General features: G+C 47.9%; 23 protein-coding genes. 15 read left to right on the top strand and 8 right to left on the bottom strand.

Annotated elements, in window-relative coordinates; genetic code table 11:
* Positions 1 to 105: 105 nt before the first annotated feature.
* On the top strand, positions 106 to 1,416 hold the full coding sequence (locus AC5JLB_RS22830; RefSeq protein ID WP_495876123.1) for a glycosyltransferase family protein: 1,311 nt from the start codon (positions 106 to 108) through the stop codon (positions 1,414 to 1,416).
* On the opposite strand, the gene AC5JLB_RS22825 is transcribed toward AC5JLB_RS22830, so the two are convergent.
* Together AC5JLB_RS22825 and pdxH are read right to left on the bottom strand one after the other, a co-directional pair.
* Positions 1,377 to 1,766 carry a hypothetical protein gene (locus AC5JLB_RS22825; protein ID WP_495876122.1) on the bottom strand — a complete coding sequence of 130 codons (390 nt, stop codon included), beginning with the start codon at positions 1,764 to 1,766 and terminating at the stop codon, positions 1,377 to 1,379. The genes AC5JLB_RS22830 and AC5JLB_RS22825 overlap by 40 nt on opposite strands.
* 166 nt (positions 1,767 to 1,932) lie before the next feature.
* Positions 1,933 to 2,628: a pyridoxamine 5'-phosphate oxidase gene (gene pdxH / locus AC5JLB_RS22820; protein WP_495876121.1), complete on the bottom strand. Its 696-nt coding sequence runs from the start codon at positions 2,626 to 2,628 to the stop codon at positions 1,933 to 1,935.
* Between pdxH and AC5JLB_RS22815 the strand changes: the two genes are divergently transcribed.
* The gene (locus AC5JLB_RS22815) at positions 2,627 to 3,679 is read left to right on the top strand and encodes a glucokinase (RefSeq protein WP_495876120.1); all 1,053 of its coding nucleotides are present in this window, start codon (positions 2,627 to 2,629) and stop codon (positions 3,677 to 3,679) included. The genes pdxH and AC5JLB_RS22815 overlap by 2 nt on opposite strands.
* On the opposite strand, the gene AC5JLB_RS22810 is transcribed toward AC5JLB_RS22815, so the two are convergent.
* A complete protein-coding gene (locus tag AC5JLB_RS22810; protein ID WP_495876119.1) occupies positions 3,680 to 5,167 on the bottom strand; it encodes an ABC transporter substrate-binding protein in 1,488 nt (495 codons plus the stop codon).
* Between the two features lie 91 nt (positions 5,168 to 5,258).
* On the opposite strand from AC5JLB_RS22810, the gene AC5JLB_RS22805 reads away from it, so the two are divergent.
* The 9 genes from AC5JLB_RS22805 to rpoD all read left to right on the top strand — a co-directional run bounded on the left by AC5JLB_RS22805 (position 5,259) and on the right by rpoD (position 15,021).
* A complete protein-coding gene (locus tag AC5JLB_RS22805; protein ID WP_495876118.1) occupies positions 5,259 to 6,515 on the top strand; it encodes an ABC transporter substrate-binding protein in 1,257 nt (418 codons plus the stop codon).
* 2 nt (positions 6,516 to 6,517) lie between these two features.
* Positions 6,518 to 7,420: a carbohydrate ABC transporter permease gene (locus AC5JLB_RS22800; protein WP_495876117.1), complete on the top strand. Its 903-nt coding sequence runs from the start codon at positions 6,518 to 6,520 to the stop codon at positions 7,418 to 7,420.
* Positions 7,421 to 7,424: 4 nt separating this feature from the next.
* The gene (locus AC5JLB_RS22795) at positions 7,425 to 8,255 is read left to right on the top strand and encodes a carbohydrate ABC transporter permease (protein WP_495876116.1); all 831 of its coding nucleotides are present in this window, start codon (positions 7,425 to 7,427) and stop codon (positions 8,253 to 8,255) included.
* A 71-nt stretch (positions 8,256 to 8,326) separates the two neighbouring features.
* A complete protein-coding gene (locus AC5JLB_RS22790) occupies positions 8,327 to 9,133 on the top strand; it encodes a YebC/PmpR family DNA-binding transcriptional regulator (protein ID WP_495876115.1) in 807 nt (268 codons plus the stop codon).
* Between the two features lie 152 nt (positions 9,134 to 9,285).
* Positions 9,286 to 10,533 (top strand): FAD-dependent hydroxylase, encoded by a 1,248-nt coding sequence (locus tag AC5JLB_RS22785; RefSeq protein WP_495876114.1) that lies wholly within the window; start codon positions 9,286 to 9,288, stop codon positions 10,531 to 10,533.
* Positions 10,534 to 10,597: 64 nt separating this feature from the next.
* Positions 10,598 to 11,299, top strand: a complete 702-nt coding sequence (gene queC / locus AC5JLB_RS22780) for a 7-cyano-7-deazaguanine synthase QueC (protein ID WP_495876113.1) — start codon at positions 10,598 to 10,600, stop codon at positions 11,297 to 11,299.
* Positions 11,300 to 11,802: 503 nt separating this feature from the next.
* Positions 11,803 to 12,189, top strand: a complete 387-nt coding sequence (locus AC5JLB_RS22775; protein WP_495876112.1) for a response regulator — start codon at positions 11,803 to 11,805, stop codon at positions 12,187 to 12,189.
* A 69-nt stretch (positions 12,190 to 12,258) separates the two neighbouring features.
* Positions 12,259 to 12,936, top strand: a complete 678-nt coding sequence (locus AC5JLB_RS22770) for a polysaccharide deacetylase family protein (protein ID WP_495876111.1) — start codon at positions 12,259 to 12,261, stop codon at positions 12,934 to 12,936.
* A 948-nt stretch (positions 12,937 to 13,884) separates the two neighbouring features.
* A complete protein-coding gene (gene rpoD, locus AC5JLB_RS22765; protein WP_495876110.1) occupies positions 13,885 to 15,021 on the top strand; it encodes an RNA polymerase sigma factor RpoD in 1,137 nt (378 codons plus the stop codon).
* Between the two features lie 201 nt (positions 15,022 to 15,222).
* Here the strand turns inward: rpoD and AC5JLB_RS22760 are convergent, their stop codons facing one another.
* Positions 15,223 to 15,405 carry a chlorophyll a/b-binding protein gene (locus AC5JLB_RS22760; RefSeq protein WP_495876109.1) on the bottom strand — a complete coding sequence of 61 codons (183 nt, stop codon included), beginning with the start codon at positions 15,403 to 15,405 and terminating at the stop codon, positions 15,223 to 15,225.
* Positions 15,406 to 15,693: 288 nt separating this feature from the next.
* Here AC5JLB_RS22760 and AC5JLB_RS22755 point away from each other — a divergent pair, with 288 nt between their 5' ends.
* Both AC5JLB_RS22755 and AC5JLB_RS22750 read left to right on the top strand, forming a co-directional pair.
* Positions 15,694 to 17,127, top strand: a complete 1,434-nt coding sequence (locus AC5JLB_RS22755; protein WP_495876108.1) for a folate/biopterin family MFS transporter — start codon at positions 15,694 to 15,696, stop codon at positions 17,125 to 17,127.
* A gap of 67 nt (positions 17,128 to 17,194) precedes the next feature.
* Positions 17,195 to 18,724 (top strand): carotenoid oxygenase family protein, encoded by a 1,530-nt coding sequence (locus AC5JLB_RS22750; RefSeq protein WP_495876107.1) that lies wholly within the window; start codon positions 17,195 to 17,197, stop codon positions 18,722 to 18,724.
* Here AC5JLB_RS22750 and AC5JLB_RS22745 read toward each other — a convergent pair.
* The 4 genes from AC5JLB_RS22745 to AC5JLB_RS22730 all read right to left on the bottom strand — a co-directional run bounded on the left by AC5JLB_RS22745 (position 18,721) and on the right by AC5JLB_RS22730 (position 22,269).
* Entirely contained in the window at positions 18,721 to 19,719 is a 999-nt protein-coding gene (locus AC5JLB_RS22745; RefSeq protein ID WP_495876106.1) for an NAD(P)-dependent alcohol dehydrogenase, read from the bottom strand. The two genes, AC5JLB_RS22750 and AC5JLB_RS22745, sit on opposite strands and share 4 nt — an antisense overlap.
* Positions 19,720 to 19,800: 81 nt before the next feature.
* Complete coding sequence (purU, locus tag AC5JLB_RS22740) at positions 19,801 to 20,682, bottom strand: formyltetrahydrofolate deformylase (RefSeq protein WP_495876105.1); 882 nt, start codon at positions 20,680 to 20,682, stop codon at positions 19,801 to 19,803.
* Positions 20,683 to 20,687: 5 nt separating this feature from the next.
* The gene (locus AC5JLB_RS22735; RefSeq protein ID WP_495876104.1) at positions 20,688 to 21,491 is read right to left on the bottom strand and encodes a DUF4340 domain-containing protein; all 804 of its coding nucleotides are present in this window, start codon (positions 21,489 to 21,491) and stop codon (positions 20,688 to 20,690) included.
* A 379-nt stretch (positions 21,492 to 21,870) separates the two neighbouring features.
* Positions 21,871 to 22,269, bottom strand: a complete 399-nt coding sequence (locus AC5JLB_RS22730) for a response regulator (protein WP_495692018.1) — start codon at positions 22,267 to 22,269, stop codon at positions 21,871 to 21,873.
* 210 nt (positions 22,270 to 22,479) lie between these two features.
* Here AC5JLB_RS22730 and AC5JLB_RS22725 point away from each other — a divergent pair, with 210 nt between their 5' ends.
* Both AC5JLB_RS22725 and AC5JLB_RS22720 read left to right on the top strand, forming a co-directional pair.
* Positions 22,480 to 25,053, top strand: a complete 2,574-nt coding sequence (locus AC5JLB_RS22725; protein WP_495876103.1) for a DNA gyrase/topoisomerase IV subunit A — start codon at positions 22,480 to 22,482, stop codon at positions 25,051 to 25,053.
* Positions 25,054 to 25,249: 196 nt separating this feature from the next.
* Positions 25,250 to 25,870, top strand: a complete 621-nt coding sequence (locus AC5JLB_RS22720) for a GNAT family N-acetyltransferase (RefSeq protein ID WP_495876102.1) — start codon at positions 25,250 to 25,252, stop codon at positions 25,868 to 25,870.
* Positions 25,871 to 25,938: the final 68 nt, after the last annotated feature.

Genomic DNA, 25,938 nt, shown 5'->3' with positions numbered 1-25,938 from the left:
GGTCTTGAAACTCTGAGTTCAGTGTGACAGTCTCATACTCTTGATAGTCTAGTGATGGTCTAGTAGGGCGATCACAGCCTTTTGGTTCACTTCTACGTCTTACCTATGGCTCATGAGATTGACATTCTAATTCTCTCCAATGCTCCTGGTGAACTAGCAACTTGGGTAAAGCCTGTAGTGCGGGAATTACGGGCGCTATTGGGCAATGAGCGCGATGCCGTCAGAATCTCTGTCGTCCTGTCACCCTGTCCGAATGCAAGTGGTCAAGAAGCAGACATCGCGAGAAGTTATCCTGAAGTCGATCGCGTTCAAGCCGCCGATAAATTCTTTCCCTTTTTATTATTTGGCAAGACGGCAGAAAATTGGGAGTGGCGCGATCGCGGCGTTGTTATTTTCCTTGGCGGCGACCAGTTCTTTCCGGTAGTGATTGGCAAGCGCTTAGGCTATCGCAGCGTGATTTACGCCGAGTGGGAAGCCCGCTGGCATCGCTGGATCGATCGCTTTGCGGTGATGCGCTCTGAAATTGTCGATCGCGCTCCCCAACAGTATGCCCGCAAGCTAACTGTTGTGGGTGATTTGATGGCAGAAGTCGGAGCCTACGCGCGATCAGAGACTTCCAGTTCTTCTACTCCGCTCATTGGTCTGCTTCCTGGTTCTAAACCCGCCAAGCTCGCTCAAGGCGTTCCTTTTTTAGCCGCGATCGCAGAATGCATTCACGCTCAACGCCCCGACGCGCAATTTATTGTGCCCGTTGCCCCAACGTTAGATTTGCCAACCTTGGCTCAATATGGCGATCCGTCCCAAAACCCAGTCGTGCCTTTGATGGGCAACATTTCTCTAAAGCTGATTCAATCTGAAACAGGGCATGCCCATCTCGAAACCCAAAATGGCCTTTCTATCGAGGTTAAGGTCAATCCAGTAGAGCGAGTCCCGGCCTATGAGGTGTTATCTCAATGTTCTCTCTGCCTTACGACCGTTGGCGCAAACACGGCAGAATTAGGCTCTCTCGCCGTGCCGATGATTGTTCTCCTGCCGACGCAGCAACTTGACGCCATGCGATCGTGGGACGGGTTGCCCGGACTGCTGGTGAACTTGCCAGGGGTTGGCTCCAGTTTCGCCAAGATTGTGAATGGGCTGGCGTTGAAGCGGCTAGGATTACTGGCTTGGCCCAACATTTGGGCGAAAAAAATGATTGTGCCCGAACTCGTGGGAAAGCTTCAAGCGAAAGATGTAGCGGCGTTAGTGATCGATTATCTCGATCATCCAGAAAAGCTAAAAGCCATGCAGGAAGACCTGCGGCGGCTACGAGGAGCGCCAGGAGCCGCGAGGAAATTAGCAGAGATGGTTCAAGAGGAGATCAGCACGCTCGAAGGGAATCATTCTGAAGATCTCCCGTCGCGGCGTCCTAGCTCGTAGATGCCACAGCCAATACAGGCAACAATTCCAACACTGATGGCCCAACTTTGGCCTAAGCTCAACTCGACGCCAAGGCTACAGAGTGTGCCAACACCGAGAAACGGTAAAATGCTTAAAATCGAAGCGTAGAAAGCATTTTGAGATTCTCTAGCAGGGCGAGTTCGCTCAAATTCTTGCTCAGACGTGTAGAGCGATCGCTCAGCGTAATTGAACCAGCGACTCAACTGATGAGTGATCCAATCTCCGACGGGTGAAAACCCCAAATAGAGTGCCAGCGACCACAATCCGGCTCCCGCAATTTCGGTTGCGTCAATGTTAATTGCGAAGAGACCCAGATCGAGCGTGGTCATAGAAATGGTAAGTCAGGGGTTGAAAAATATTGTAACAAGCTAGACAAGCTAGTTTGCAATTCGTAATAGTAGTGTCCTCATCCTAAATCTAATAGTAGTGCCCTCACCCTAGCCACTTTCTGAGGGAGAGGAGACAAGAGAGAGGGAACAAGAGATTTGGCCTAAATTAGGGTGATAAGCGTTCGATGATCCACTGATCTTTATCGCAACGATAGCGTAGTCGATCGTGCAGTCGGTTCGATCGTCCTTGCCAAAATTCGATCTCAGTTGGCTTTACTCGAAAGCCTCCCCAGTGCGGCGGACGGGGAATTTCTTTGTGTTCGTATTGGGTTTTAAGTTGCTCTAATCGCTGCTCTAAAATGGCGCGATCGCGAATCACGTCACTTTGCTCGGATGCCCAAGCCCCAAGCTGGCTGCCCACGGGACGACTGTGAAAGTAAGCGTCCGACTCTTTTGACGCAATTTTTTCGACGGTTCCCACAATCCGGACTTGGCGTTCGAGTTCTTTCCAGAGAAACACGATCGCAGCGTTTGGATTCTCAACAAGCTGTTTGCCTTTGTCGCTGTTGTAGTTGGTGTAGAACACAAATCCGCGATCGTCAAATCCTTTCAGCAGCACAATTCGCGCTGAGGGAATGCCATCTCTACTAGCAGTTGCGACGGTCATTGCATTCGGTTCTGGCAAGCCAGCCTGCATCGCCTGATCAAACCAAATTTGAAATTGCTTCACTGGATTAGGATCAATTTCACTCTCGGTGAGTGCTTGGAGTGTGTAATCTTGTCTAAGATCAGCTATCGAGGTATCCATGCCTGCGCGGTTGAGTTCTAGTTGTATTGTATTTGCTCGGAGTGTTGAAGTCATGACGCTGCTACTTGCTGGTGATATTGGTGGAACAAAAACCATTTTGCGCTTAGTCAGAGCGGCGAACAGCGCAAATCAGGAAGCGGCGCTAGAGTCGCTATATGAGGTGCGCTATTCGAGCCATGAGTTTTTGGGCTTAGAGCCAATGGTGAAAACCTTTCTAAAAGCCGCTGAGCAAGAGTTAGGAGAGCCGTTTGCACCCGAAAAAGCTTGCCTTGCGATCGCGGGTCCCATTCTCAACAACAAATCGAAACTCACCAATCTCACCTGGACTATCGACGCAGATCTGTTTTCAGAGGAGCTTTCCATTCCAAAAGTGGCATTAATCAACGACTTTGCGGCAATTGGCTACGGCGTGCTGGGCTTGAGCGATTTAGATATCCACACGCTGCAAGTAGGCAAACTCGAGAAAAACGCCCCGATCGCTGTGATTGGCGCGGGTACAGGATTAGGTCAATGTTTTCTGGTTCACACGGGAGAAACCTATCAGGTCTTGAGTTCCGAAGGGGGACACGCCGATTTTGCGCCCAAAACAGAATTAGAGTTCCAATTGGCGGGATATTTGTTAGATAAAAATAATATTGAGCGGATTTCGGTAGAACGGGTGGTGTCAGGTCAAGGAATTGTGGCGATCTATCAGTTTTTACGCGATCGCAACTTCGCAACAGAATCTCCTGAAGTCGGGAATGTGGTTCGAGAGTGGGAGTCACAAGCGGGGCGCAGTGAGAAAAGCGCAGATCCAGCGGCGGCAATTTCTCAAGCTGCGTTAGAAGGCAGCGATCGCTTGTCCGTCAAAACGATGCAGATGTTTGTCGAAGCCTATGGCGCAGAGGCGGGTAATCTAGCGCTGAAGCTGTTGCCGTATGGCGGCGTTTATATCGCGGGGGGCATCGCGGCTAAAAATCTTTCGTTGATTAAGGAAGGTAGTTTTCTCTACGCCTTTACTCACAAAGGACGGATGGCTGGACTGATGGAGCGAGTTCCTGTTCATGTGGTGTTAAATCCTCAAGTTGGACTGATCGGAGCCGCTCTTTGTGCCTCTAGGCTGTAGTCACTTAAAGATTAGATCGAGGCGTTGTTGAGAGTCCGACAGCGCTTCTTGCGGAGATTTTCGATTTAATAACGTTGCCTCGATCGCACGTCCTAAGTTATCCGAAATCCGGTTGTAGCCCGGAAAAATTGGACGCGATCGCCCATATTTCGCTTGGCTAAGAAACACATCTACCGCTGGCTGTTTCGCTCTAAAGTCTCGGTAGGCTTGACTCTCTCGTGATTTAAGGTTAGTCGGGAGATACCCAGTCCCGATCGCCCATTCCGTCTGAAAGGCTTCACTCATCACATACTCGGCAAACGTAAACGCGGCGCGTTCTTGCTCTGGTGTTGATTTGAAGATGAACAAATTCTCACCGCCCATTGCTGTGCCTAGCTGCGCACCTTTAGGAATCGGCAGAACGCCAAAATCAGCCTTGCTTGCTTGCAGTTGTCCGAGCGTCCAAGGCCCTGATAGCTGCATGGCGACTTTGCCCGCCAGAAAGCTGTCTAACTCGTAGCCACGTTCGGGCTGAGAGAGAATTGCAGAGCCATCTTGAACGAGATTTTGCCACAGTTGCAGGGCTGCGATCGCGCCTGCATTGGCGATATTGATATCGGTCTGCACAACCGATCCTGAATTGATCGAATTGCCAAACTGGAGGACTGTTTTTTGCTGTGTCAAGTCACCGCCACCGCTCCACATAAACGGTAGCCACATAAACACTGTCCATTCTCCTTTTCCAAGCGGCAGCAGCATTCCGTGTTGATCAGGTCGTCCATCTCCGTTTGTGTCACGAGTTAACTGTTTTGCAACTTGCCGAAACTCACTCCAATCCTTCGGCAGTTTTTCAATTCCTGTGGCTTTGAATAAGCTTGGACGATAATAAATTCCAACATTATTTGTCCCAAATGGAACCGACCATGTTTGACCTTGATATTGAGTAGATTCTTCTAAAGCTGGATCAACTTCTGACTTGAGTGGTGATGCTGCTAACCATTCGTCTAAGGGTTTCAGCGCGTCAAGTTCGACCAGTTGCCCAGTAATCATCGGCGCATACCACAACAGATTTGGGGCAGCATTGCCAACAACAGCCGCCAGAATCTTAGGAATTTGCTGATCGCCTTGTCCCACGTATAGCGACTCGACTTGAATATCTGAATGCTGCTGATTGAATTTATTCACTAAGGCTTGCAACACATCGCGGTTTGGAGGCGGGTTCACGCCTTGCCAAAGCGTCAGATGGGTCACGTTAGAGGCGGGCTGGGGTTGACAGCCGATGAGGAGCAAACTGAGACAGAGGGTAAGAAAACAGCAAATGTGGAGCGCTCCGTTGAAAGGAGTTGTCCTCACCTTTTCCCAGTGGGAGAAGGAACAAGAATTGAATTGGCTCCCCTCTCCCTGTGAGAGAGGGGTTGGGGGTAAGGGCGAAGTTGCATCACTCAGCGAAATCAATACCCAACTTCGAGCGATCGCGCCCAAAAATTTGATCCATTTGTGAACAACCATAACCATTTGTCAGCACTCCACCACAGTTGCAGTCCCAAGAGTCATTATGAAAGATGAATTTACTCTTCTGACGGCGTAGTTCAATTTTGTTATGAAGAAACAGGTTGCAAGGTTGACTTGTCTCGGTTTGCTTTTACTGGTCTCCTCATGTCGCTCAAACTCTAGCGATACAAATGCACCGATCGAAATCACATTAAGTGGATGGCAAAGTAATCCCAACGAATCAAAACTCTTAACAAAGGTTATCAACGAGTTTGAGATCAAAAATCCCAACATTAAAGTTAAACGCGAAGTGATCAACAGCCAGTATATGGATGTGATCAGAACTCGCTTAATTGGAGAAGTTGCTCCAGATGTATTTTATCTAGAAGCATTTGAGGCTCCAACCTTAATGAAAAGCGGAGTCTTAGAACCGCTTGATGGTTACATTAAACCAGACTACGACATCAAAGATTTTGAACCGTCGCTGATCAATGCCTTCAAACGAGACGGAAAACTCTACGCCATTCCGAAAGATTTTTCGACGTTAGCACTCTTCTACAATACGACTGCGTTTCAGAATGCAAACCTTAAACAGCCTCCGGAAACGTGGGCTGAGTTAACCCAATTTGCGAAGCGGTTAACGGTTGATACTAATCGAGACGGCAAGCCCGATCGCTATGGTATGGGCGTCGCACCCGAACTACCGCGTCAGCTATTTATGATTAAAGCCTTTGGTGGAACTCTGGTCGATCAGCAGAATTATGCCAGTTTTGCCAGTCCAAACGGCGTGAAAGGGTTGCAGCTTGTGATTGACCAATATCGCCGAGATCGCACCGTTGCCCAGCCCTCAGATGTTGGCGCAAACTCTAACAGTGAAGCATTTGGACAGGGCAAAGTAGCCATGGCGATCGAAGGCGCGTGGGCAATTCCGTATTTAAAAGACACCTTTCCAGATCTGAAGTTTGCCACCGCAGAAGTTCCAACCATTAATGGTAAAAAAGGCACAATGGCATTCACAGTGGGATACGGAATGAATCGCCAATCGAAACACAAAGATGCCGCTTGGAAACTGATCGAATTTTTGACCAGCAAACAGGGGATGAAATCTTGGGCAACCGAAGGACTCGCGCTCCCGTCTCGCAAATCGGTCGCGGCAGCCCTGAGGTACGATCGCAATCCTCTTTACGCTCCCCTTGCTGCCGGAGCAAAGTACGCCACCATTTGGCAGTCGGGCGAAACGCTACCCACAGTGATGACGAGTTTTGACAACCAGTTTGTCAGCGCATTGTTAGGGCAACAACCTCTGAAAGATGCCATGCAGAAAGCCCAAGACACCGCCAATCGAGAAATTTATTTATCAAATTAGTCATGCTGAAAAGCAAGTTTTTTAATCGACGCAACGTTCGAGAAGCCCTTTCTGGATATTTATTTATGACCCCAACGATCGTTGTCTTGGGCGTCTTTCTGGCATTGCCTGTGTTGTATGCGATCGTGCTTGCCTTTCATAAAGTGAATCTTTTAGGCGACGTTAGCTACCGCTTCACTGGATTGAAAAACTTTGTTCGGATGCAAGATGATGAGCGAGTCTGGATCGCCTTGCAAAATACGGTTCAATATGTTGCGATCGTAGTTCCGATTCAAACTCTACTCGCGCTGGGATTGGCCCTCACTCTCAACACCAAAATCAGAGGTAGAAGCTGGTTTCGCGTCGCTTTCTTCTTACCTACCGTCACATCTTCAGCCGTACTAACGCTGATTTTCATGTGGATTTACAATTCCAATGGCTTACTCAATAGCGTTCTGAGTTTCTTTAGCTTACCGACGTACAACTGGCTTGGCGATCCTGAAGTTGCCCTTAAAGGCATCATGATCATGAATGTCTGGGCGACTGCGCCTCTGTTTATGGTGATTTATCTTGCTGCACTGCAAGATATTCCAGAAAGCTTATACGAAGCGGCGGCAATTGATGGTGCGACAACCTGGGAAAAGTTTTGGCACATCACCTTACCGTTTCTTCGCCCGGTTACATTCTTTGTGATTGTCATGGGTTTGATTGGAACGTTTCAATTATTTGACCAATCTTATATTTTCTCCAATGGTTCCGGCGGCCCCAACAACGCCACTCTTACTATTGTGCTTCTCATCTATCAATATGCGTTCAAAAATTTAGATATGGGATATGCCCTAGCATTAACCTTGATGCTTGCCTTTGTGATTATGACGGCTACTTTAGTGCAACGTCAGTTCTTTGGAGAAGAAAGTTTAGATTAACATTATGAAAAAATCTCTTCACTGGCCGATCGGCTTGCTCTATATTGGATTGATTTTATACGCCGTCATAACATTCATTCCATTTACATGGGCATTATCGGCGTCATTCAAATCGTTGGCAGAAATTTCATCTGGTGGCTCTAATTTCGTTCCTCAAACGTTCACGTTTGACAACTACAAGCAAATTTTCTTGCAAGAGCCATTGTTTGGACGGTGGTTATTTAATAGCGCGATCGTGGCGCTCATCGTGACGTTGTTCAACTTGTTGTTTAACTCAATGGCAGGCTATGCCTTGGCTAGAGTTCAGTTTCCCGGAAATCGCTTTCTGTTTTTCTTGATTCTGGCGGTTCTTGTTGTCCCGGCGCAAATCACGTTACTACCCAAGTTTTTGATCCTAAAATCGTTAGGCTGGCTCAATTCTTACCAAGGGCTGGTCGTTCCAACCGTCGTCAACGCCACGTTCATCTTCATGATGCGACAATTTTTTCTCAACTTTCCAAAAGAATTAGAGGAAGCGGCTGCATTAGATGGGTTAAATCGATTTGAAACGTTTTTTCAGGTGGTGCTTCCACTGGCCAAACCCGCTTTAGCGGCGCAGACCATTTTTATCTTTATGGGATCTTGGAATGAATTTTTACTGCCACTGGTTGTCATGTCAGATCCAACCATGTTTACCCTACCCATTGGCTTGAATGCCTTTAAAGGACAATACATTACCTACTGGAACTACATCATGGCCGCCTCAATGGTCTTTACACTGCCTGCACTGGCGATTTACGCATTTTTCAACCGCTACTTTATTCAAGGCGTCACATTTACTGGCGGCAAAAGCTAATCGACCACAATTTGCCCAACTTTGGATATCCTATATATCGAGCTTTGGTGTAATTTTGATCGGCTTCAGATATGGCAGGACACAGCAAGTGGGCAAACATCAAGCGTCAGAAAGCCAGAGTTGACGCGGTTAAAGGAAAAGTATTTACCAAAATTTCGCGGGAAATTATCGTTGCTGCTCGCAGTGGTGTTCCTGATCCGACGGGCAATTTTCAACTGAGAACAGCGATCGAGAAGGCAAAAGCGGCTGGCATTCCCAACGACAACATTGAGCGCGCGATCGCAAAAGGCGCAGGCAGTTTTGGAGGAAACGACACGCTCGAAGCCATTCGTTACGAAGGGTATGGCTCAGGGGGTGTTGCTGTTCTAATTGAAGCGCTCACCGACAATCGCAACCGGACGGCAGCAACGCTGAGAGAAGCCTTCAGCAAAAACGGCGGAAACTTGGGTGAAACGGGGTGTGTAAGCTGGATGTTTGAGCAAAAAGGCGTTGCCGAAATCTCATTTATTGCCAATGACACCGGACGCGGACGAGGCCGTTCGGCTCAAACCGAAATTGATGAAGAGGCACTGCTTGAAGCGTGTCTCGAAGCGGGCGCAGACACATATGAATTGAGCCACACCGAAACTGGAAAAATTGCAGAAGTCTTTACCGAAGTCGAGAACTTAGAAATGCTGAGCCAAACTCTTCAGGACAAGGGCTACACGGTGACTCAGGCTGAGTTACGGTGGCTCCCTCAAACGACAGTAGACGTTACCGATTCTGATCAGGCGCGATCGCTGCTCAAACTAATGGACGCTCTAGATGATCTCGATGACGTACAGACTGCTACGGCTAACTTTGATATGGCAGAAGAACTCATGTCTGCGGCTGTTTAACTTCATTCCTCAGTAACTATAGAGAAGCCTAACATTGCGCTTTAACCGACAACTGAAGCAGCACAACTCATCATTCAGAAGCGCTCATAGTTGATAGGTTTTAAGGTTTGAGAGAGAATAGGTGTAAAGTTTCGTATCGTTAGTTTAGAAAAATGGCGTTAGAGCAACTAGTCGCAAGCCAATCGGTCAGCCACTGCGATCGCGATGACTTTGACATTGCGATCGTAGGCGGTGGCATCGTCGGAACCCTTTTTGCTTGTGCGCTGAAAGATTCAAACTTAAAAATTGCTCTGATCGAAGCAGAAACCCAATCTCAGGCAGTTGCCAAAGCCCAAGCGTATTCCATCTCGTTACTCTCAAGCCAGATTCTACAAGGGCTTGGCGTCTGGGAAACCATTCGTCCGCAGATTGAAACCTACAAGACCGTCCGCCTGTCCGACGCTAACCATCCCAGCGTTGTCAAGTTTGCGCCAACCGACATTGGCACACAAACGCTAGGCTACGTTGCCGAACATCGAGTGTTACTGACCGCATTACAAGAGAGTCTTGAAACCTGCTCAAACGTCCTGCATCTTTGTCCTGCCAAGGTTTTGAAGACAGAATTTCGGGCAGAAGATGTCATTTTAGACGTTGCCATTTCTGATCAGATTCATTCTATTCAGACTCGGTTAGTCATTGCGGCTGACGGGTCGCGATCGCCGCTTCGCCAGCAAGCGAACATCCGCACCTACGGTTGGAAATACTGGCAAGCCTGCGTCGTTGCCACCTTTCAACTCGGCGCACCTCATAACAACACTGCCTATGAATGGTTTTGGGAAGGCGGACCATCGGGAATTTTGCCGCTTCCTAACAATCGCTGCCGCATCGTGTGGACAGTGCCGAAAACCGAAGCCGAAGCAATGCTGGCTCTCAGCGACAATGAATTTACAGAACGGTTCATTCAACGCTATGGAGCGCACTTGAGCGACCCCAAGCTGGAAGGCGATCGCTACGTCTTCCCCGTGCAATTGCTCCACAGCAGTCGCTATGTTGCCTCGCGATTAGCCTTGATTGGGGACGCGGCTCACTGCTGCCATCCCCTCGGTGGACAAGGCATTAATATGGGCATTCGAGATGCAGCAGCATTAGCGCAAGTCTTGCAAACAGCGCGCGATCGCAACGAAGACATTTCTAGCATTAAAGTTCTCAAGCGCTACGAGCGATGGCGTCAGTGGGAGAATCTCATTATTTTGAGCGTGACTGACGTGCTAAATCGAACGTTTTCTACTCAAATCGCACCTGTTGTCTTTCTCCGTCGGATCGCGCTTTGGATACTTGGAACCGTCCAACCCATCAAATCGCTAACCTTCCGTCTCATGAGCGGATTAGTTGGGCGTACACCAAACCTTGCTCGACGGTAAAGGAAACAGCAATTGGAAAGCGGTGAAACGATGAGAATATCAGAAAGGCGTTTCCTATTTGTTTATGGCTCCTAAAGCAATCGTTCTTTTATCTGGCGGTTTAGACTCTGCAACCTCGGCGGCTCAAGCGATCGCAGACGGATGTGAGGTGATTGCGATCTCGTTTCGCTACGGGCAACGGCACGATCGCGAACTCCTTGCGGCTAAACAAGTCGCTAGCCATTTGGGGATTCAAGAGCATTTCACTGTCGATGTGAATTTGGCTCAGTGGGGTGGTTCTGCCTTAACAGACGAAGCGTTAACCGTGCCAACTGAGGGCGTCAATCCTACTGAAATTCCTATTACCTATGTACCAGGGAGAAATACCGTATTTATTGCGATCGCTCTCTCCCTTGCCGAAGCCAAAGGAGCCGATGCCATCTATCTAGGCATCAACGCCGTCGATTATTCTGGCTACCCCGATTGCCGACCCGAATTTTTAGAGGCATTTCAAGCCTTGGCCAGCGTTTCCTCGAAGGCGGGAATCGAAGGCAGAGCGCCAAAACTCGTTGCTCCACTTGTGATGGATTCTAAAGTTGATATCGTGCATCGCGCCTTGCGCCTTGACGTGCCGATCTCGCTAACTTGGTCATGCTATCAGGGCGGAGAGCAACCTTGCGGCGTCTGTGATTCGTGCCGAATTCGCGATCGCGCTCTAATTGAAGCAGGACAGCCTAAATTAGCCACTCCTCAAGGTAGAGCATTCTATTCTTTGAAGTCGTCTTAATGATCTCGTTAAATTGTCAATGAAATAATCTATGATTTCATGCACAGAACATTAAAGCGATCACTCAAGGCTACTTCACAAATTTCCTTTCAATTCTAAAGAAAATCTATCTCTATTTTTGCTAGAGAAGGATGCTCATTTCGCCTTTAGTTTTGGCTGATAAAAGTATTAAAAATGAAGTAATTTTTAATAATGAGAGTAAGTACTTCAACAACAGTTAATCTTTCTACAACTTTTTCAAATCCTCTTCTAGCCTAGTTTTGGCTATTTCTAAAGATGTTCTTAAAATCTTACAAATCTTCTGCGAAGCATTAAAGGATTTGTGATTTGTTCCAAACATTCAAAGCAAAAAGCCATTTTGATTCAAACCCTAAGAAAAGTGGAAGCACTTAAATGCAAAAGAAGCCTGAAGAAGCAATCAGTGAAGCATTTATAGCGATATTTGCTCTAAAAAACAGCCTTTTGCGGTCGCTATATTAACAAGTAACTTGCTAAGGTTCACTATGATATTTGAATCCAACTACGTTCTGCTGTTATCACAACGGCGCGATGAGTTATACGGACTAGAATCACTTCTAGGACGGCTAAAGTTTCGTGTGCAAATCGCAAACTCGATCGAACACGCTGTTACTACAGTAAGGCAGGCTCCTCCTTGCCTCGTCATTCTGTACGGCAATGACTGGTCTGAGTTGCCTTTGCAACGACTGAGAGCGATCGCAGATTCAGAGAGTATTACACTTGTTGTTTTAACAGACTGTCATATGCCGCGCTGGTTGTATCAAGACCAAAATCCTGGTTTTGATGGCTTCCTGGTTAAACCGCTCAGTAGTGATATTCTCTCTTCTCTAGTTCAGTCTGCTTCCGCACGCCAACAGTGCTTAGCCTCTTAATCTCTATTTCGCTAAATTAACATTTTATTGAATTCGTGTCATTTGCCAGTTCTAGTACAGTTTTAGTAAATGTCCTTTGCTCCGATTTATCCTTTCTTGCATCGTCTTCTAAAGCCTACGTTTCCTCAGTGCCTTTGGTCAGGTCGTGACGATAGCCCTGCGATCGCGCTTACGTTTGATGATGGACCTCACCCGCAGTACACGCCCCTGTTACTAGATGTCCTTGACTATCACAAGATTTCTGCCACGTTCTTTTGGTTAGGGGCTTGTGTTGAAGACCACCCCGATCTAGCTCGCCAGGTTTACCAGCGCGGTCATTGGATTGGATTACACGGCTATGATCATCAAGCCTTCACTGGTTTGACCGCAACCGAGCTTAAAGCAACCCTAAATCTTACAAAAACTGCGATCGCTAAGACGTGTCAAATCAACCCTGAAACCTTGATAGATGTTCGTCCTCCCTATGGTCTGTTCGCTCCCCAAACTCTAAGCTACCTGCAACGCTGGAACTACCGCACTGTGATGTGGAGCATTATTCCTGAGGACTGGGCGCGTCCTGGTTCGTCAATTGTGGTGCAGCGAGTCTTAAACCAGGTTCAAAACGGCTCCATTATCGTTCTTCATGATGGTGCTGACGGTGGCGAAGACGTTGCAGAAACGGTTGATCGTCTCGTTCCTGAACTTCTACAGAAAGGCTATCGTTTTTCTACTATTGATCAGGTTTGGTCAGCATTGCCTCACCTTTAGTGATGCTTTTAGTAATTCTTTTTAAGCAGTTAGTACGACTGCTAATTAAGCCCTTTTAATAATGTACTTCTGAAACCATAAAACATTCTAATTTCTTAACAATCCACCCTGTTGCAGCTTGTATACTTTCGGATGAGGGGTAGGTCTTCTCAAAGCCTATTCAACTTAGGAGATGCAAAGCGGTTTTGCCATTGCCCCCGGTTTGTTTTGGGTCTTCCGACATTATCATCTAACTTAATATTTTCCCTAGTCTGATCCCCTAAATTTGGGCTACCGTATCATCATAGAGCCGTAATTCAGGATTCCGAAACCATCGAAAATGCTTTTGGAGATGCTATCAAGCAGGATGTAACTATGAATTCTGTTTCAGCTATTCCTGATTTGGCTTGCGAAATGGTTGTTTGCTTTGATAAAAGTGCTTCTCTTTCGTTCTCACATCACTGCTGTAATCCCAATATTGCGGAGTCATGTCTTTACTTGATGACTTTTTGTAAAGAAGCCCGGATAGTGATTTGATCGAGGTTTACGCTGCAAATGCGTGGTTCTATCGGCATTACTTTTCAGCCTCAGAGATAAAGGTTCATAAAATAGGTGCAACTTTTGTGAGAAAGGCTACAATCGGGGAGACATTACAACATTTATCAATTAAGATTTGTGCATTGGGACATCTGCCCAACGGTATATTTCCAGGGAAGCAGGATGCCCCATTTGCTTGCACAACTCCCATCAATATGATGAATGTCAGGTTTTGTGGTGCATAGTTCTACTTGTAGGCAATGCAGGCAAACCACGAAATGACCTCAATACTCGCCCTTGAGTCGCTTGATTGCTGACTCACTTAAGGTTGAGGTAATAGTTGGACTAACCAGATACTCCACTAGATACTGTTTCCGCTGCCACATTTTTTCGACTACTTTTTGACTACTTAAGGAGCATGAGGAACGCGGCATGACCCAAGCCAACGACGTACTACTTGAAGCACTCGATAGCACTCCTGCAGAAGATGCGTTTGAGAGTGATTTGGGGGGAGGATACGACGACATCGATGAGGATCAAGAGGATTCTGATGGCGTCGAAGAAGAGGGCAAGTCAGGCAAGGCTCGGGCTACCCGTCGCCGAACACAAGCCAAGAAAAAGCATTATACCGAAGACTCGATTCGGCTTTACCTTCAAGAGATTGGTCGAATTCGGCTCCTGAGAGCAGATGAAGAAATCGAACTTGCTCGTAAAATTGCTGATTTGCTAGAGCTAGAGCGCATCCTGGTCAAAATGACCGAGAAGCTAGACCGCATTCCGTCTGATGCGGAATGGGCAGAAGAAGTGAAGATGCCCTTGCCTCAGTTTCGCTATCGCTTGCACTTGGGTCGCCGCGCCAAAGATAAGATGGTGCAGTCGAACCTCCGGCTCGTGGTGTCGATCGCTAAGAAATACATGAACCGGGGCCTGTCGTTTCAAGATCTGATTCAGGAAGGCAGCTTGGGTCTGATTCGGGCGGCTGAAAAGTTTGATCACGAAAAAGGCTACAAGTTTTCAACCTACGCAACGTGGTGGATTCGTCAAGCAATCACTCGTGCAATCGCGGATCAGTCCCGTACCATTCGTCTTCCGGTTCACTTGTACGAAACCATCTCTCGCATTAAAAAGACGACCAAGCTGTTGTCGCAAGAAATGGGGCGCAAGCCAACGGAAGAAGAAATTGCGACTCGGATGGAAATGACGATCGAAAAACTGCGGTTCATTGCCAAGTCTGCTCAGTTGCCAATTTCGTTAGAAACACCGATCGGTAAGGAAGAAGATTCTCGCTTGGGCGATTTTATCGAGTCGGATGGCGAAACTCCTGAAGATCAGGTATCTAAGAACTTGCTGCGGGAAGACTTAGAAGGAGTTCTGGCAACCCTTAGCCCCCGTGAGAAGGATGTTCTCAGACTGCGCTATGGTTTAGACGACGGACGTATGAAGACTCTAGAAGAAATCGGGCAGATCTTTAATGTCACTCGTGAGCGCATTCGTCAAATTGAAGCGAAGGCACTCCGCAAGTTGCGTCATCCAAATCGCAACAGTGTTCTGAAAGAGTACATTCGCTAATTTCAATTCATCTTGATCTCTCTACCCGATGGTTTTAACTCCATCGGGTTTTTTATTAGCAATTTCCTGTTAACTAGAAGTCAATTGCTGAATAAAGTACGCTTTTTTTCCCTCAACTCCATAAAAAATTGGACGCTTCGCTGTGAAGCATCCGCAAGACTAGCTTTTAAGGTTAACCAAAAATTTAGAGGAGAAACTCAATTACATCAGACCTAAAAAACGTAGGACGCCTTCACCGGAAAAGAATTCGGTGAATAAAGCAGCAACAAAACCAATCATAGCGAAACGTCCATTCCACAATTCTGCTTGGGGAGTAAAGCCAAACTTCCAAGCGTTACGATCTTCTACAGCAGCAGGAGCAGTGATTCTTTGTGTATCTTGCATGGTAGTAATACTCTGGGGTGCATTGGCTATCGTTATATTAAACAATATTACGAAAAGTGTCAAAGTGTAAAGCAATATGTTTCTCTGCTTAAAGGTTGCAGTTTAGAAACTTGAAAAACGTATTGAGCGGCTGCAAACCTGGAGAAACTAACGGTTCTTACAGCTAATTCAACGAAAGATCACTTGATAAATATGTTCCGAAATGCTGACTTTAGGGTCTAAAGATTTTGAAAACTCGATATGGAGCTATCATAGGAACGATTGATTGATATTTGTAACGAATTGTCAATGATTGTTTCTGACTCTGGTTTAGCGAAGATTAAGGCATCTGTGACGGAGAAAATTTTCTTTGGTCACGAGCCAACGACTGAGTTAATCGCTATTTTGCTAGTCTATTTTGTCCAAGGCATTTTAGGATTAGCGCGATTAGCGGTCAGTTTCTTCCTCAAAGATGAACTGGCTCTGAGTCCTGCTGAAGTATCCGCTCTGTTGGGCATTGTAGCGATTCCGTGGATGATAAAACCCCTGTTTGGATTTATCTCTGATGGGCTACCCATATTTGGATATCGCAGACGGCCTTACCTAATACTATCTGGGATTTTGGGTACGTCGTCCTGGGTGATAATGGCAACGCTTGTTCACTCTCCTTGGGCAGCAACGGCAGCGATCTCGCTGGGTTCTCTTTCGGTTGCCGTTAGTGATGTCATTGTCGATTCGATCGTTGTAGAGCGTGCTAGACATGAATCGGTGAGCGGAGCAGGATCGCTACAGTCTCTGTCTTGGGGCGCTTCTGCTCTAGGCGGACTGATTACCGCTTACTTTAGTGGCCTATTGCTGCACGTTTTTGATACTCGCACTATTTTTCTAATCACAGCGACCTTTCCGCTCATTATTTCTGGTGTAGCTTGGTTCATTGCTGAAACTCCAGTGACTACGAAGTCAGATTGGTCGGTGGTACGGCATCAGTTAGGGCAACTGAGGCAAGCGGTGTCTCAAAAAACGATTTGGATGCCCACTGCTTTTCTATTTCTTTGGCAAGCCACTCCAACCGCTGAGTCTGCCTTCTTCTATTTTTCTACAAATGAATTGGGGTTCGAGCCAGAGTTTTTGGGTCGAGTCCGATTGGTGACTAGTATTGCTTCGCTCCTCGGCATTTGGGTGTTCCAACGGTTTTTGAAAACCGTCCCCTTTCGCACAATTTTTGGATGGTCAATTGTGCTGTCGTCGGTGCTAGGAATGTCGATGCTGCTACTCGTGACTCACGCCAACCGGACGCTGGGAATTGACGATCGCTGGTTCAGTTTAGGTGACAGTTTGATTCTCACTGTCATGGGACAGATTGCCTTTATGCCAGTGCTGGTTCTAGCCGCGAGATTATGCCCACCGGGAGTGGAGGCAACCCTGTTCGCGTTGCTAATGTCAGTTGTAAACCTGGCAGGGTTAGTTTCTTACGAATTTGGGGCGCTGCTAACGCACTGGTTAGGAGTGACCGACACTAATTTCGATAAGCTCTGGCTGCTCGTAGTCATTACGAATATCACAACGCTGCTGCCATTTCCATTGTTGGGTTGGCTGCCTAGTACGGTTGAAGCAACGTCAGTTGAACAGCCTGCGCCTGCTCTAGAATCTGATCCTGCAAAACCGATTGGACAATCTTTCTTGCCGAATTTGGTCTCAGCTTGGACTTCTAAACAGCCTGAACCTGTTGAGAAGCCAGAATGAAACTGTTCTTTGGCGGGTGAAGACAACCGCTTGAACCGCACAATTCAACTTTAGATATTCAGACGATATGCAACTGTTTGAACACGCTTCTACTGTCCCGATTACGTCATATAACACTGAGGAATGGCAAAAGGGATATCGATCGCTTCATCAAGAATATGAATACTGGATTGATGAAATAGAGGGTGAGATTCCTCAAGCGTTGGAAGGGACGCTGTTTCGCAATGGTCCTGGATTGCTCGATGTGAATGGGCAGCAGCTTCAGCACCCGTTTGATGGCGATGGGATGATTTGCGCGATCGCATTCAAAGATGGACGCGCTCATTTCCGCAATCGGTTTGTCAAAACGGAAGGCTATTTGGCAGAGCAGAAAGCGGGCAAGATTTTATATCGGGGCGTATTTGGTACGCAGAAGCCCGGAGGTTGGCTGGCGAATGCTTTTGATACTCGAACTAAAAACATCGCAAATACTCAAGTTCTGTATTGGGGCGGAAAGCTTTTGGCGCTTTGGGAAGCCGCAGAACCTCATCGCCTTGATCCACAAACGTTAGAAACGTTGGGACAGGAATACTTTGATGGTGTGCTGTCGAAAGGCGCACCGTTTGCCGCTCACCCGTGGATTGATCCGGTGAGCCAGTTTGATGATGGCAAACCGTGCTTAGTCAACTTTTCGATCAAAGCAGGGTTATCGTTTACGATCGCGATTTACGAACTCGATGTAAGTGGCAAGATTGTACGACAGCACGATCATCCCGTTCCAGGCTTCGCGTTTATTCACGACTTCGCGATCACGCCGAACTACTGTATCTTTTTCCAAAATCCAGTCGATTTTAATCCGATTCCGTTCTTAGCAGGCATGAAGTCCGCAGGGGAATGCATCAAGTTTCGCCCTGACAAGCCGACGCGCATCATTCTTATTCCTCGTGATACGTCTTCTGGTCGGCCCACCGCCAAAATTCTTGAAACGCAGTCAGGATTTGTGTTTCACCATGCAAATGCTTACGAACAAGATGGAGAGATCATTCTCGATTCGGTGTGCTACGAGAACTTACCGTCTGTTGAACCTGGCTCAGATTACCGGCGAACGGATTTCGAGGCGTTAGCGCCCGGTCAATTGTGGCGATTTAACCTCAATTTGGCAGATCAAACGGTCAAGCGCGAACTATTAGAGGAACGCTGCTGTGAGTTTCCGTTCGTGCATCCAGGTGTAGCTGGACGGAAGCACCGTTATATCTATATGGCAGCCGCTCATACCTCGAGTGGGAATGCACCGCATCAAGCCATTCTGAAAGTAGATGTGGAGTCGGGAGAGCGATCGTTCGCCAGCTTTGCACCGGATGGATATGTTAGTGAACCTGTGTTTGTGCCGCGCGATCGCCCTAATGAGTCTGGGCTATATACCCAGGTGCAGGGTGATGAAGATGACGGTTGGTTGCTAGCGATCGCATACGATAGCAAGCGCGATCGCTCCTCGGTGGTCATTCTGGATGCGAAGAACGTGGAGCAGGGTGCGATCGCGCGGCTGCACTTCAAGCATCACGTTCCCTATGGATTGCACGGCAACTTCACACCTCATTATTTTGAGTCAGAGGGTTAGACCATCGTAATGGCAATTTTGCCGACTACATGACCCTCCTCGCTATAGGCATGGGCAGCAGCAATTTCAGAAAGCGGGTAAGTTCGATCGATAATGGGTCGAATCTTGCCCGTTTCAATTTGTTCTTTGAGGTAGATAAGGTCAACGCGATTGGCCTTAGCAAGAATGACTTTGGCGGTTTGACCAGGCAGGACGCTAGTTAGCAATCCTTGGAGGTAGTTTTTAGGGTCGGGTTGCGTAGTGACGTAAATTCCCGTGCCGGTGAGAATGCGCTTGCAGTCGGAGTAGGGCTTTGAACCAACGACATCGAAGACCAAATCATAAGATGCGGCTTCTTGAGTGAAGTCAGTTTGCTTGTAGTCAATGACGCGATCGGGCGAAAAGCGGTTCACGAGATCAATGTTTTGTGTACTGCAAACTGCCGTGACTTCTGCCCCAAAGAGCTTTGCGATCTGCACGGCAAAAATGCCAACGCCGCCAGACGCCCCGTTGATCAGCACTCGTTGTCCAGCATTGAGCTTTCCTGCATCTCGTAAGGCCTGTAGTGCCGTTGTTGCAGCCAGTGGAATGGAAGCCGCTTCTGGATAAGACAAATTCTCCGGCTTAGCAGCCGTTACTTTCTCCGAAACTGCCGCATAATCGGCATAAGCACCGCCAGGAAACTGATTGGAGTAGGCATAGACGGCATCCCCGACGTTGAGATGTGTGACCTGAACGCCAGTTGCAACCACTTCTCCAGCAATGTCAAACCCTAAGACCATTGGAAACTTCTGCCCAGGTAGCAGTTTGAGCATTCCTTTCCGAATTTTCCAATCGATAGGATTCACGCTGGATGCATAAACTCGAATCAGGACTTGATCGGCTTTGACTTGAGGCGGCGCAATGTTTCTGATCTCAAACACGTCGGGCGATCCATATTGCTCTATGACTGCCGCTTGCATGGAACCATTAATGACAGTGGTTTCGGTCGGAGTCGGACTGGAGGAGGTGGTCATCGGAGTTACCTAAACAATAGAGAGCCTTGCCTCTGTAGTAACGAGATGCGTCACCGAAGCGCTTACCTCTTCAGACAGACTTCACCCAAAGACAACGGTACGATTTCCGTACACCAGCACACGATTTTGCAGATGCAATCGGACTGCTCTCGCTAAAACGACTCGCTCCAAATCTTTTCCTTTACGAATTAAGTCGGCGGTGTTATCGCGATGACTGACGCGAACGACATCTTGCTCAATGATGGGACCTTCATCTAGGTTCTCGGTTGTGTAATGCGCAGTTGCACCAATAATCTTGACGCCCCGCTCAAATGCTCGCTCGTAAGGATTTGCACCCGCAAAGGCAGGTAGAAATGAATGGTGAATATTAATCACCGTCGGAAATTTTGCAATGAAATCTGAACTCAGCACTTGCATATATTTCGCTAACACAACTAAGTCGATGTTGTATTGCTGCAAGAGTTCTAGCTGTTTTGCTTCTTGTTGAGCTTTTGTTTCTTTTGTGATGGAAACATGATGAAAATCGATGCCAAATTGGGCTGCGGTTTCCCTAAGAGGGAATTGCGAAGCAACCGCGCCCAACTTCTCATGGTTGCTGACAATCAATGGCACTTCTGCCCGCAACTCTCCCGACTGCTGACGCCAGAGCAAGTCAAATAAACAGTGATCTTGTTTGCTCACCCAAATCGCAATTCGAGGCGTCGTATCCGAAAAGTGAAGTTGCCAGGTGGCGTTGAGGGGAGACGCAATGGCTCGAAATGCAGGCTCAATCACCTCACGGGGCAACTGAAACCCTTCCAACTGCCACTCAATTCGATTGAGAAATAGCCCTGCTGAAAAGTCGGTGTGTTGGTCAGCGTGAATGATGTTGCCACCATTCGAGTAAATAAAGTTGGCAATCTTAGCGACTAAGCCTTTTTGGTCAGGACAGGAAATGAGCAGGGTAGCCGTTGGAGTACTCATTGAACTTATTGAGAGGGCGCAGGAGATGACGACGGAGTAGGACTAACGCTAGTTTGAGGTGCAGGGGGCGATGACGGGGTAGGACTAACGCTAGTTTGAGGCGTTGGCGATGGAATGGGAGAACTACTTGCTGAAGGCGATGGAGAAGGAGCAGGGCTACTGGCAGGGGAAGGGCTAGACGACGAAGTAGGACTGCTGGGGGAAGGGCTAGACGTTGCCTTAGAATCTTTCTTCGGCTTTTCTTTCTTCCATTCATCCAATGGACGATCGACAGCGTTTTGAAAATCGATCGGCACCAGCAACACAGCTAACTCTCCATTAGTATTAGCTGGAGTATTAGCTGGGGGATCGGCTAAAGCATACAAAAAGTTGCGATTGAAGTTTGGTTTACCAAGAACGAATTGATGAACCTGCTGATTGGCCAGTTTGACTTCAACTGTGGCAGAGGGTCGATCCAATCCAAATTCCGATTTGCGTGTGGTTGGAATGGTGAGAGTGCGATCGCTGCGCCCCGTTGCTAATAAATTCAGCAGAAATGCCACTGCGCCATCATCGGCTTGCGTTGGTTGTGGGGCAGTCATCTGCCAAACCGAAGGCACGACTCCCGGTTTCCGCTCAAATGCCAGCGTAGGTTGCTTCGAGGTTTTTACCGTAAAGCTAGTTACATCTGCCTCTTTGAAGTTAAAAATAGGCTTTGATGTGGACTGAGCTTCTTCTGTCTTGGGCTGTCTGAACTCTTGATAGTAAACAAATCCACCGAGCGCGATCGCTAGAAAGACCAGAATTAAAGAAGTACGCTGAAATTTCATAAGCTAATTCATCGGGCCTTGACAATCTCGTTCCTCAATTTGGTCATTCTACTATTCTGGTCTGTCCATTGAAGAAGTAACGTGCAGAAGTCATTGCAGCCTTGCTTAGTCTAATGTCAGGACATCCAAAAGGAGCTGCATTGCATCGCGCTCGATTTTTCTGCACCAGAAACAATGGATTAACATTTACTGGCAATTGCAGTTGATTCAACAGCGTACTAAGCGCGATCGCGACTGGCTCAGCCGTAAGTCAAACTGCCACCGCCCGCAATCCTCAATTATCTTGCCACCCTAGATAATCTTCTGCGATTTTGCCAAAAAACGCTTAAAGTAGTACCAATGTATGTTCTACTTTAGCCCCTGCATCTTATGCCCAACCTTATTCTGCTGGCAGCAACGCCACAATCTGATCGACAAACGCCTGATGATCGACCACTGGTTTTGAAATGTAGTCATCTGCCCCGCTTTGCTGAAGGAAATTCTCGCGATCGCCCTCCATTGCATGGGCTGTTACCAAAATAATGGGCAAATCAGCCGTTTGCGGATCGCCCTTCAGCAGTTGAGTCAGCTGAATACCATTCACCGATTTTCCTTGATAGGCACTCCGAGCGAGGGAGACATCCATCAAAATAATGTCCGCTTCACCGGATTGAGCAATTTGGATCACTTCATCCCCATTTTCGGTATGCTTGACCGCTAAACCGCCCCGCTTCGTCAAAATTTTCGAGAATACTCGCGCATTGATCAAATCGTCTTCTACAATCAGAACCGTTTTCATGAGGTGAGCCTCTATGGGCGATACACAATTTCAAGACCACGATATTTCAGGCAACATTCTCAAACAAACCACTAAAACAACTGATGAGGCAAAATAAGCGCTCTCAGCCTATAACGGATATCACCGCTTAAGGGACGCAATCCGGATAAGTATGACTACACTGAAGTTGCAGCACCGTATTCTAAAGCTCGGAACGAAGGGACAGGACTCATGGCGAAACAATTAAATATTCTCCCAACAGGACAGGTTATCACGACTGCCCTACATACGGAGATGCAGCAATCATATTTGGAATACGCCATGAGCGTGATCGTCGGTCGCGCGTTACCCGACGTGCGCGATGGATTAAAACCCGTCCATCGCCGCATTTTGTATGCCATGCACGAGCTAGGATTAACCCCAGACCGCCCCTACCGTAAGTGTGCCCGCGTGGTTGGTGACGTGTTGGGCAAATATCATCCCCACGGCGATCAATCTGTGTATGACGCCTTGGTACGGCTGGTGCAAGACTTCTCCAGTCGCTATCCGCTGCTCGCAGGTCATGGTAACTTTGGCTCTGTCGATAACGATCCGCCTGCGGCGATGCGGTATACCGAGACGCGCTTAGCAGCGATCGGGAACGAAGGACTGCTGACGGACATTGGAGAAGCGACGGTTGATTTTGTTGGCAACTTTGATAATTCTCAGCAAGAGCCGACGGTGCTTCCGGCTCAACTGCCGTTCCTGCTGCTCAATGGAAGCTCAGGAATTGCGGTCGGTATGGCGACAAACATTCCGCCTCACAATTTGAACGAAGTGGTAGACGGCTTAGTGGCGCTGATCGACCGTCCAACCATTAGTGATGACGATTTGCTAGCGTTGATTCCCGGTCCTGACTTTCCGACAGGCGGAGAAATCATCGAAACGAGTGGTATTCGAGAAGCCTATCTCACGGGTCGGGGGAGCGTGCCGGTGCGCGGCGTCACTAACATTGAAGAAGTGAACGTCGGGCGCGGCAAACACCGGAGAACGGCGATTATCATCACAGAATTGCCCTACCAGGTCAATAAAGCCAGTCTGATCGAGAAAATTGCAGACTTGGTCAATCAAGGCAAGCTCGAAGGGATTGGCGACATTCGCGATGAGAGCGATCGCGATGGCATCCGCGTTGTGATCGAACTGCGTCGGGATGTTAATCCTCACAAAATTCTCAACTATCTCTACCGTCAAACGGCTTTGCAAAGCAATTTCGGCGTCATTCTGCTAGCCATCGAAAACGGTCAGCCAAAGCAAATGACGTTGCGGGAGTTGCTGCAAGGCTTCCTCGACTTTCGGGAAGTTACGCTCACTCGGCAATATCGTCACGAATTTGAGCAAGCGGAGCATCAGCTTCACATTGTCGAAGGTCGCTTAACGGCACTTTCAAATCTGGACGAGGTAATCGACATTCTGCGCCATGCCCCGGATGGCAGCACCGCAAAACTCCAGCTACAAGAGCAATTGGATCTCAGCGATCGCCAAGCCGATGCCATTCTCTCAATGCCATTGCGACGACTGACTGCCCTAGAGCATCAAAGCTTGCAAACCGAGCGGGATGAACTCGCGACAAAGATGGCGGAATTAAACAAACTGCTTAAAGATCGCCGCGAACTGCTCAAAGCTCTGAAGAAAGACCTGCGATCGCTCAAAAAACAATATGGCGACGATCGCCGCACGCGCATCCTCACGGTCGAAGAACGAAACAGTGACGATCAATCATCATCCGCGACATCCGCTCCCCAATCGGCTGCCACCTTGTCGCCATTCACGCTGTCATTTGACTTCGAGGAAGACGTTCAAGAAACCGTTGTCGAAATGACCCAACGGGGATACGTGCGGCGGATGACGCCCAAATCTTACGAGCGCCAAAATCGCAATCGAAATGATGATACAGCGACTGCCGGGCTAGAAGACGGAGACGATTTCGCCGCGCAAACGCAATTTACCACGACTAAAGAAACGCTGGTCGTGTTTACGCGCAGTGGTAAAGCCTATCCAGTCAAAGTACGTGATATTCCACAAGCCACGGGCAAATCGAAAGGAACTCCCTTAGTCACGCTCTTACCCGCTGCTGCGCAAGGCGCTCCAGACACGATCGCAGGGGCATTCATTTTGCCAGAAACCCTCGATGAGCAATCTGTTTTACTACTCACTGGGCAAGGACGAATCAAACGCTTAGCGCTCTCCGAGTTTGCTGACCTTACCGGACGCGGGCTGACTGTTCTCAAACTCAAAGAAGACGACCAGCTTTTGGGCGTTAGCTTAGTGCAGTTGGGTGAGCAGGTTGTATTAGCAACGTCGAATGGGCGAGTGTTGCGCTTTGAAATTGTGGATGAGCAAGTTGCGATCGCCAGCCGCACGGCGCAAGGCAACATGGGGATGCGCGTTGGAAAGAAAGAAACAATCATTGGATGGGCGATCGCAACGAAAGCCGATACGTTTCTGATGGTGTCGCAACAGGGCTACGCCAAAAAAATGGCGATCGGATCGCTGCGCCGTGCCAATACAGGAGAGCTGGGTACTCAAGTCTTCCAGTTTGAGAATAAGACAGATATGCTCGCTGGCATTGTTGCGGTGCTACCAGAAGCGCTGGTATTTCTGTTAACAAATGAAAATCATCTAGCGCGAATTGAGGTTGATGCGGTTGCAGTGAGTCGGAAAGATGACAAGAGCGATCGCATTGTCAAACTTGGCAAAACAGAACGCATCACGAATGTTAGTCTTCCAATTCTCTATGGTAGTGCCACCGATGACGCTGAAGAGTAGCGATCGCGGAGGACGAAATAGACCAAAGACGTAGCGAATAGATTAAGTTGTCCAGCTTAATCTATTTGTTCTTGGGCAACGTGAAATCAAGAATGTCGTGAAGGCAACAAGTAGACTGTAACTACGCGAAGATTTTTGCGAGAAATCAAACTGTTCGTGCCAACCGTCACTAGTCTAATCACTGAGATGGGAAGTCATGCATGAAGTATTCGAGATACGGTTATTTCATAAGCAAGATGCTGAACAAGTCGCACAGTTATTCCATCAAACAGTGCGTGAAATTAATATCCGTGACTACTCGAATGCTCAGATCCAAGCATGGGCACCAGAAGACATTTACTTTAGAAACTGGGCTGAAATTTGTTCTGCCCGACATACCTTTGTGGCCGATGCAGCAGGCACAATCATTGGTTTCGGAGAGTTAGAAGCGAATGGTCACATCGACTGCTTTTACGTCCACAAGAGCTATCAACGGTGCGGCGTTGGCAATCAGATTTACCAGGCAATTGAGGCAAAAGCGTTAGAAATTGGGTTAAATCGGTTGTTTGCTGAAGTAAGCATTACAGCAAAGCCATTTTTCCAGCGCATGGGATTCTCGACGGTTAAAGAACAGCAGGTTGCCCGTCGGGGAGAACGCTTCACCAATTATGTGATGGAAAAGTTTCTAGACTGGGCTTTCGATTGCGATCGCACCAATCCAAACCTAACAATGAATCAAGATGTGATCGTGATGGTGACTCAAGGCTTATCCCACGGATTGTTTTGCATCAGATCAGCGTTGCCTTTGGCACAGCGAAGCTGCCCGTTGGACACGTAAATCCATGCACATGACCTCTACCAATTTTAGCCATCCAGGTAAATGCGATCCTTCAGAATTTCGCGGGC

This window comes from Myxacorys chilensis, assembly GCF_059505265.1.
This window is presented reverse-complemented; position numbering and strand designations above follow the sequence as displayed.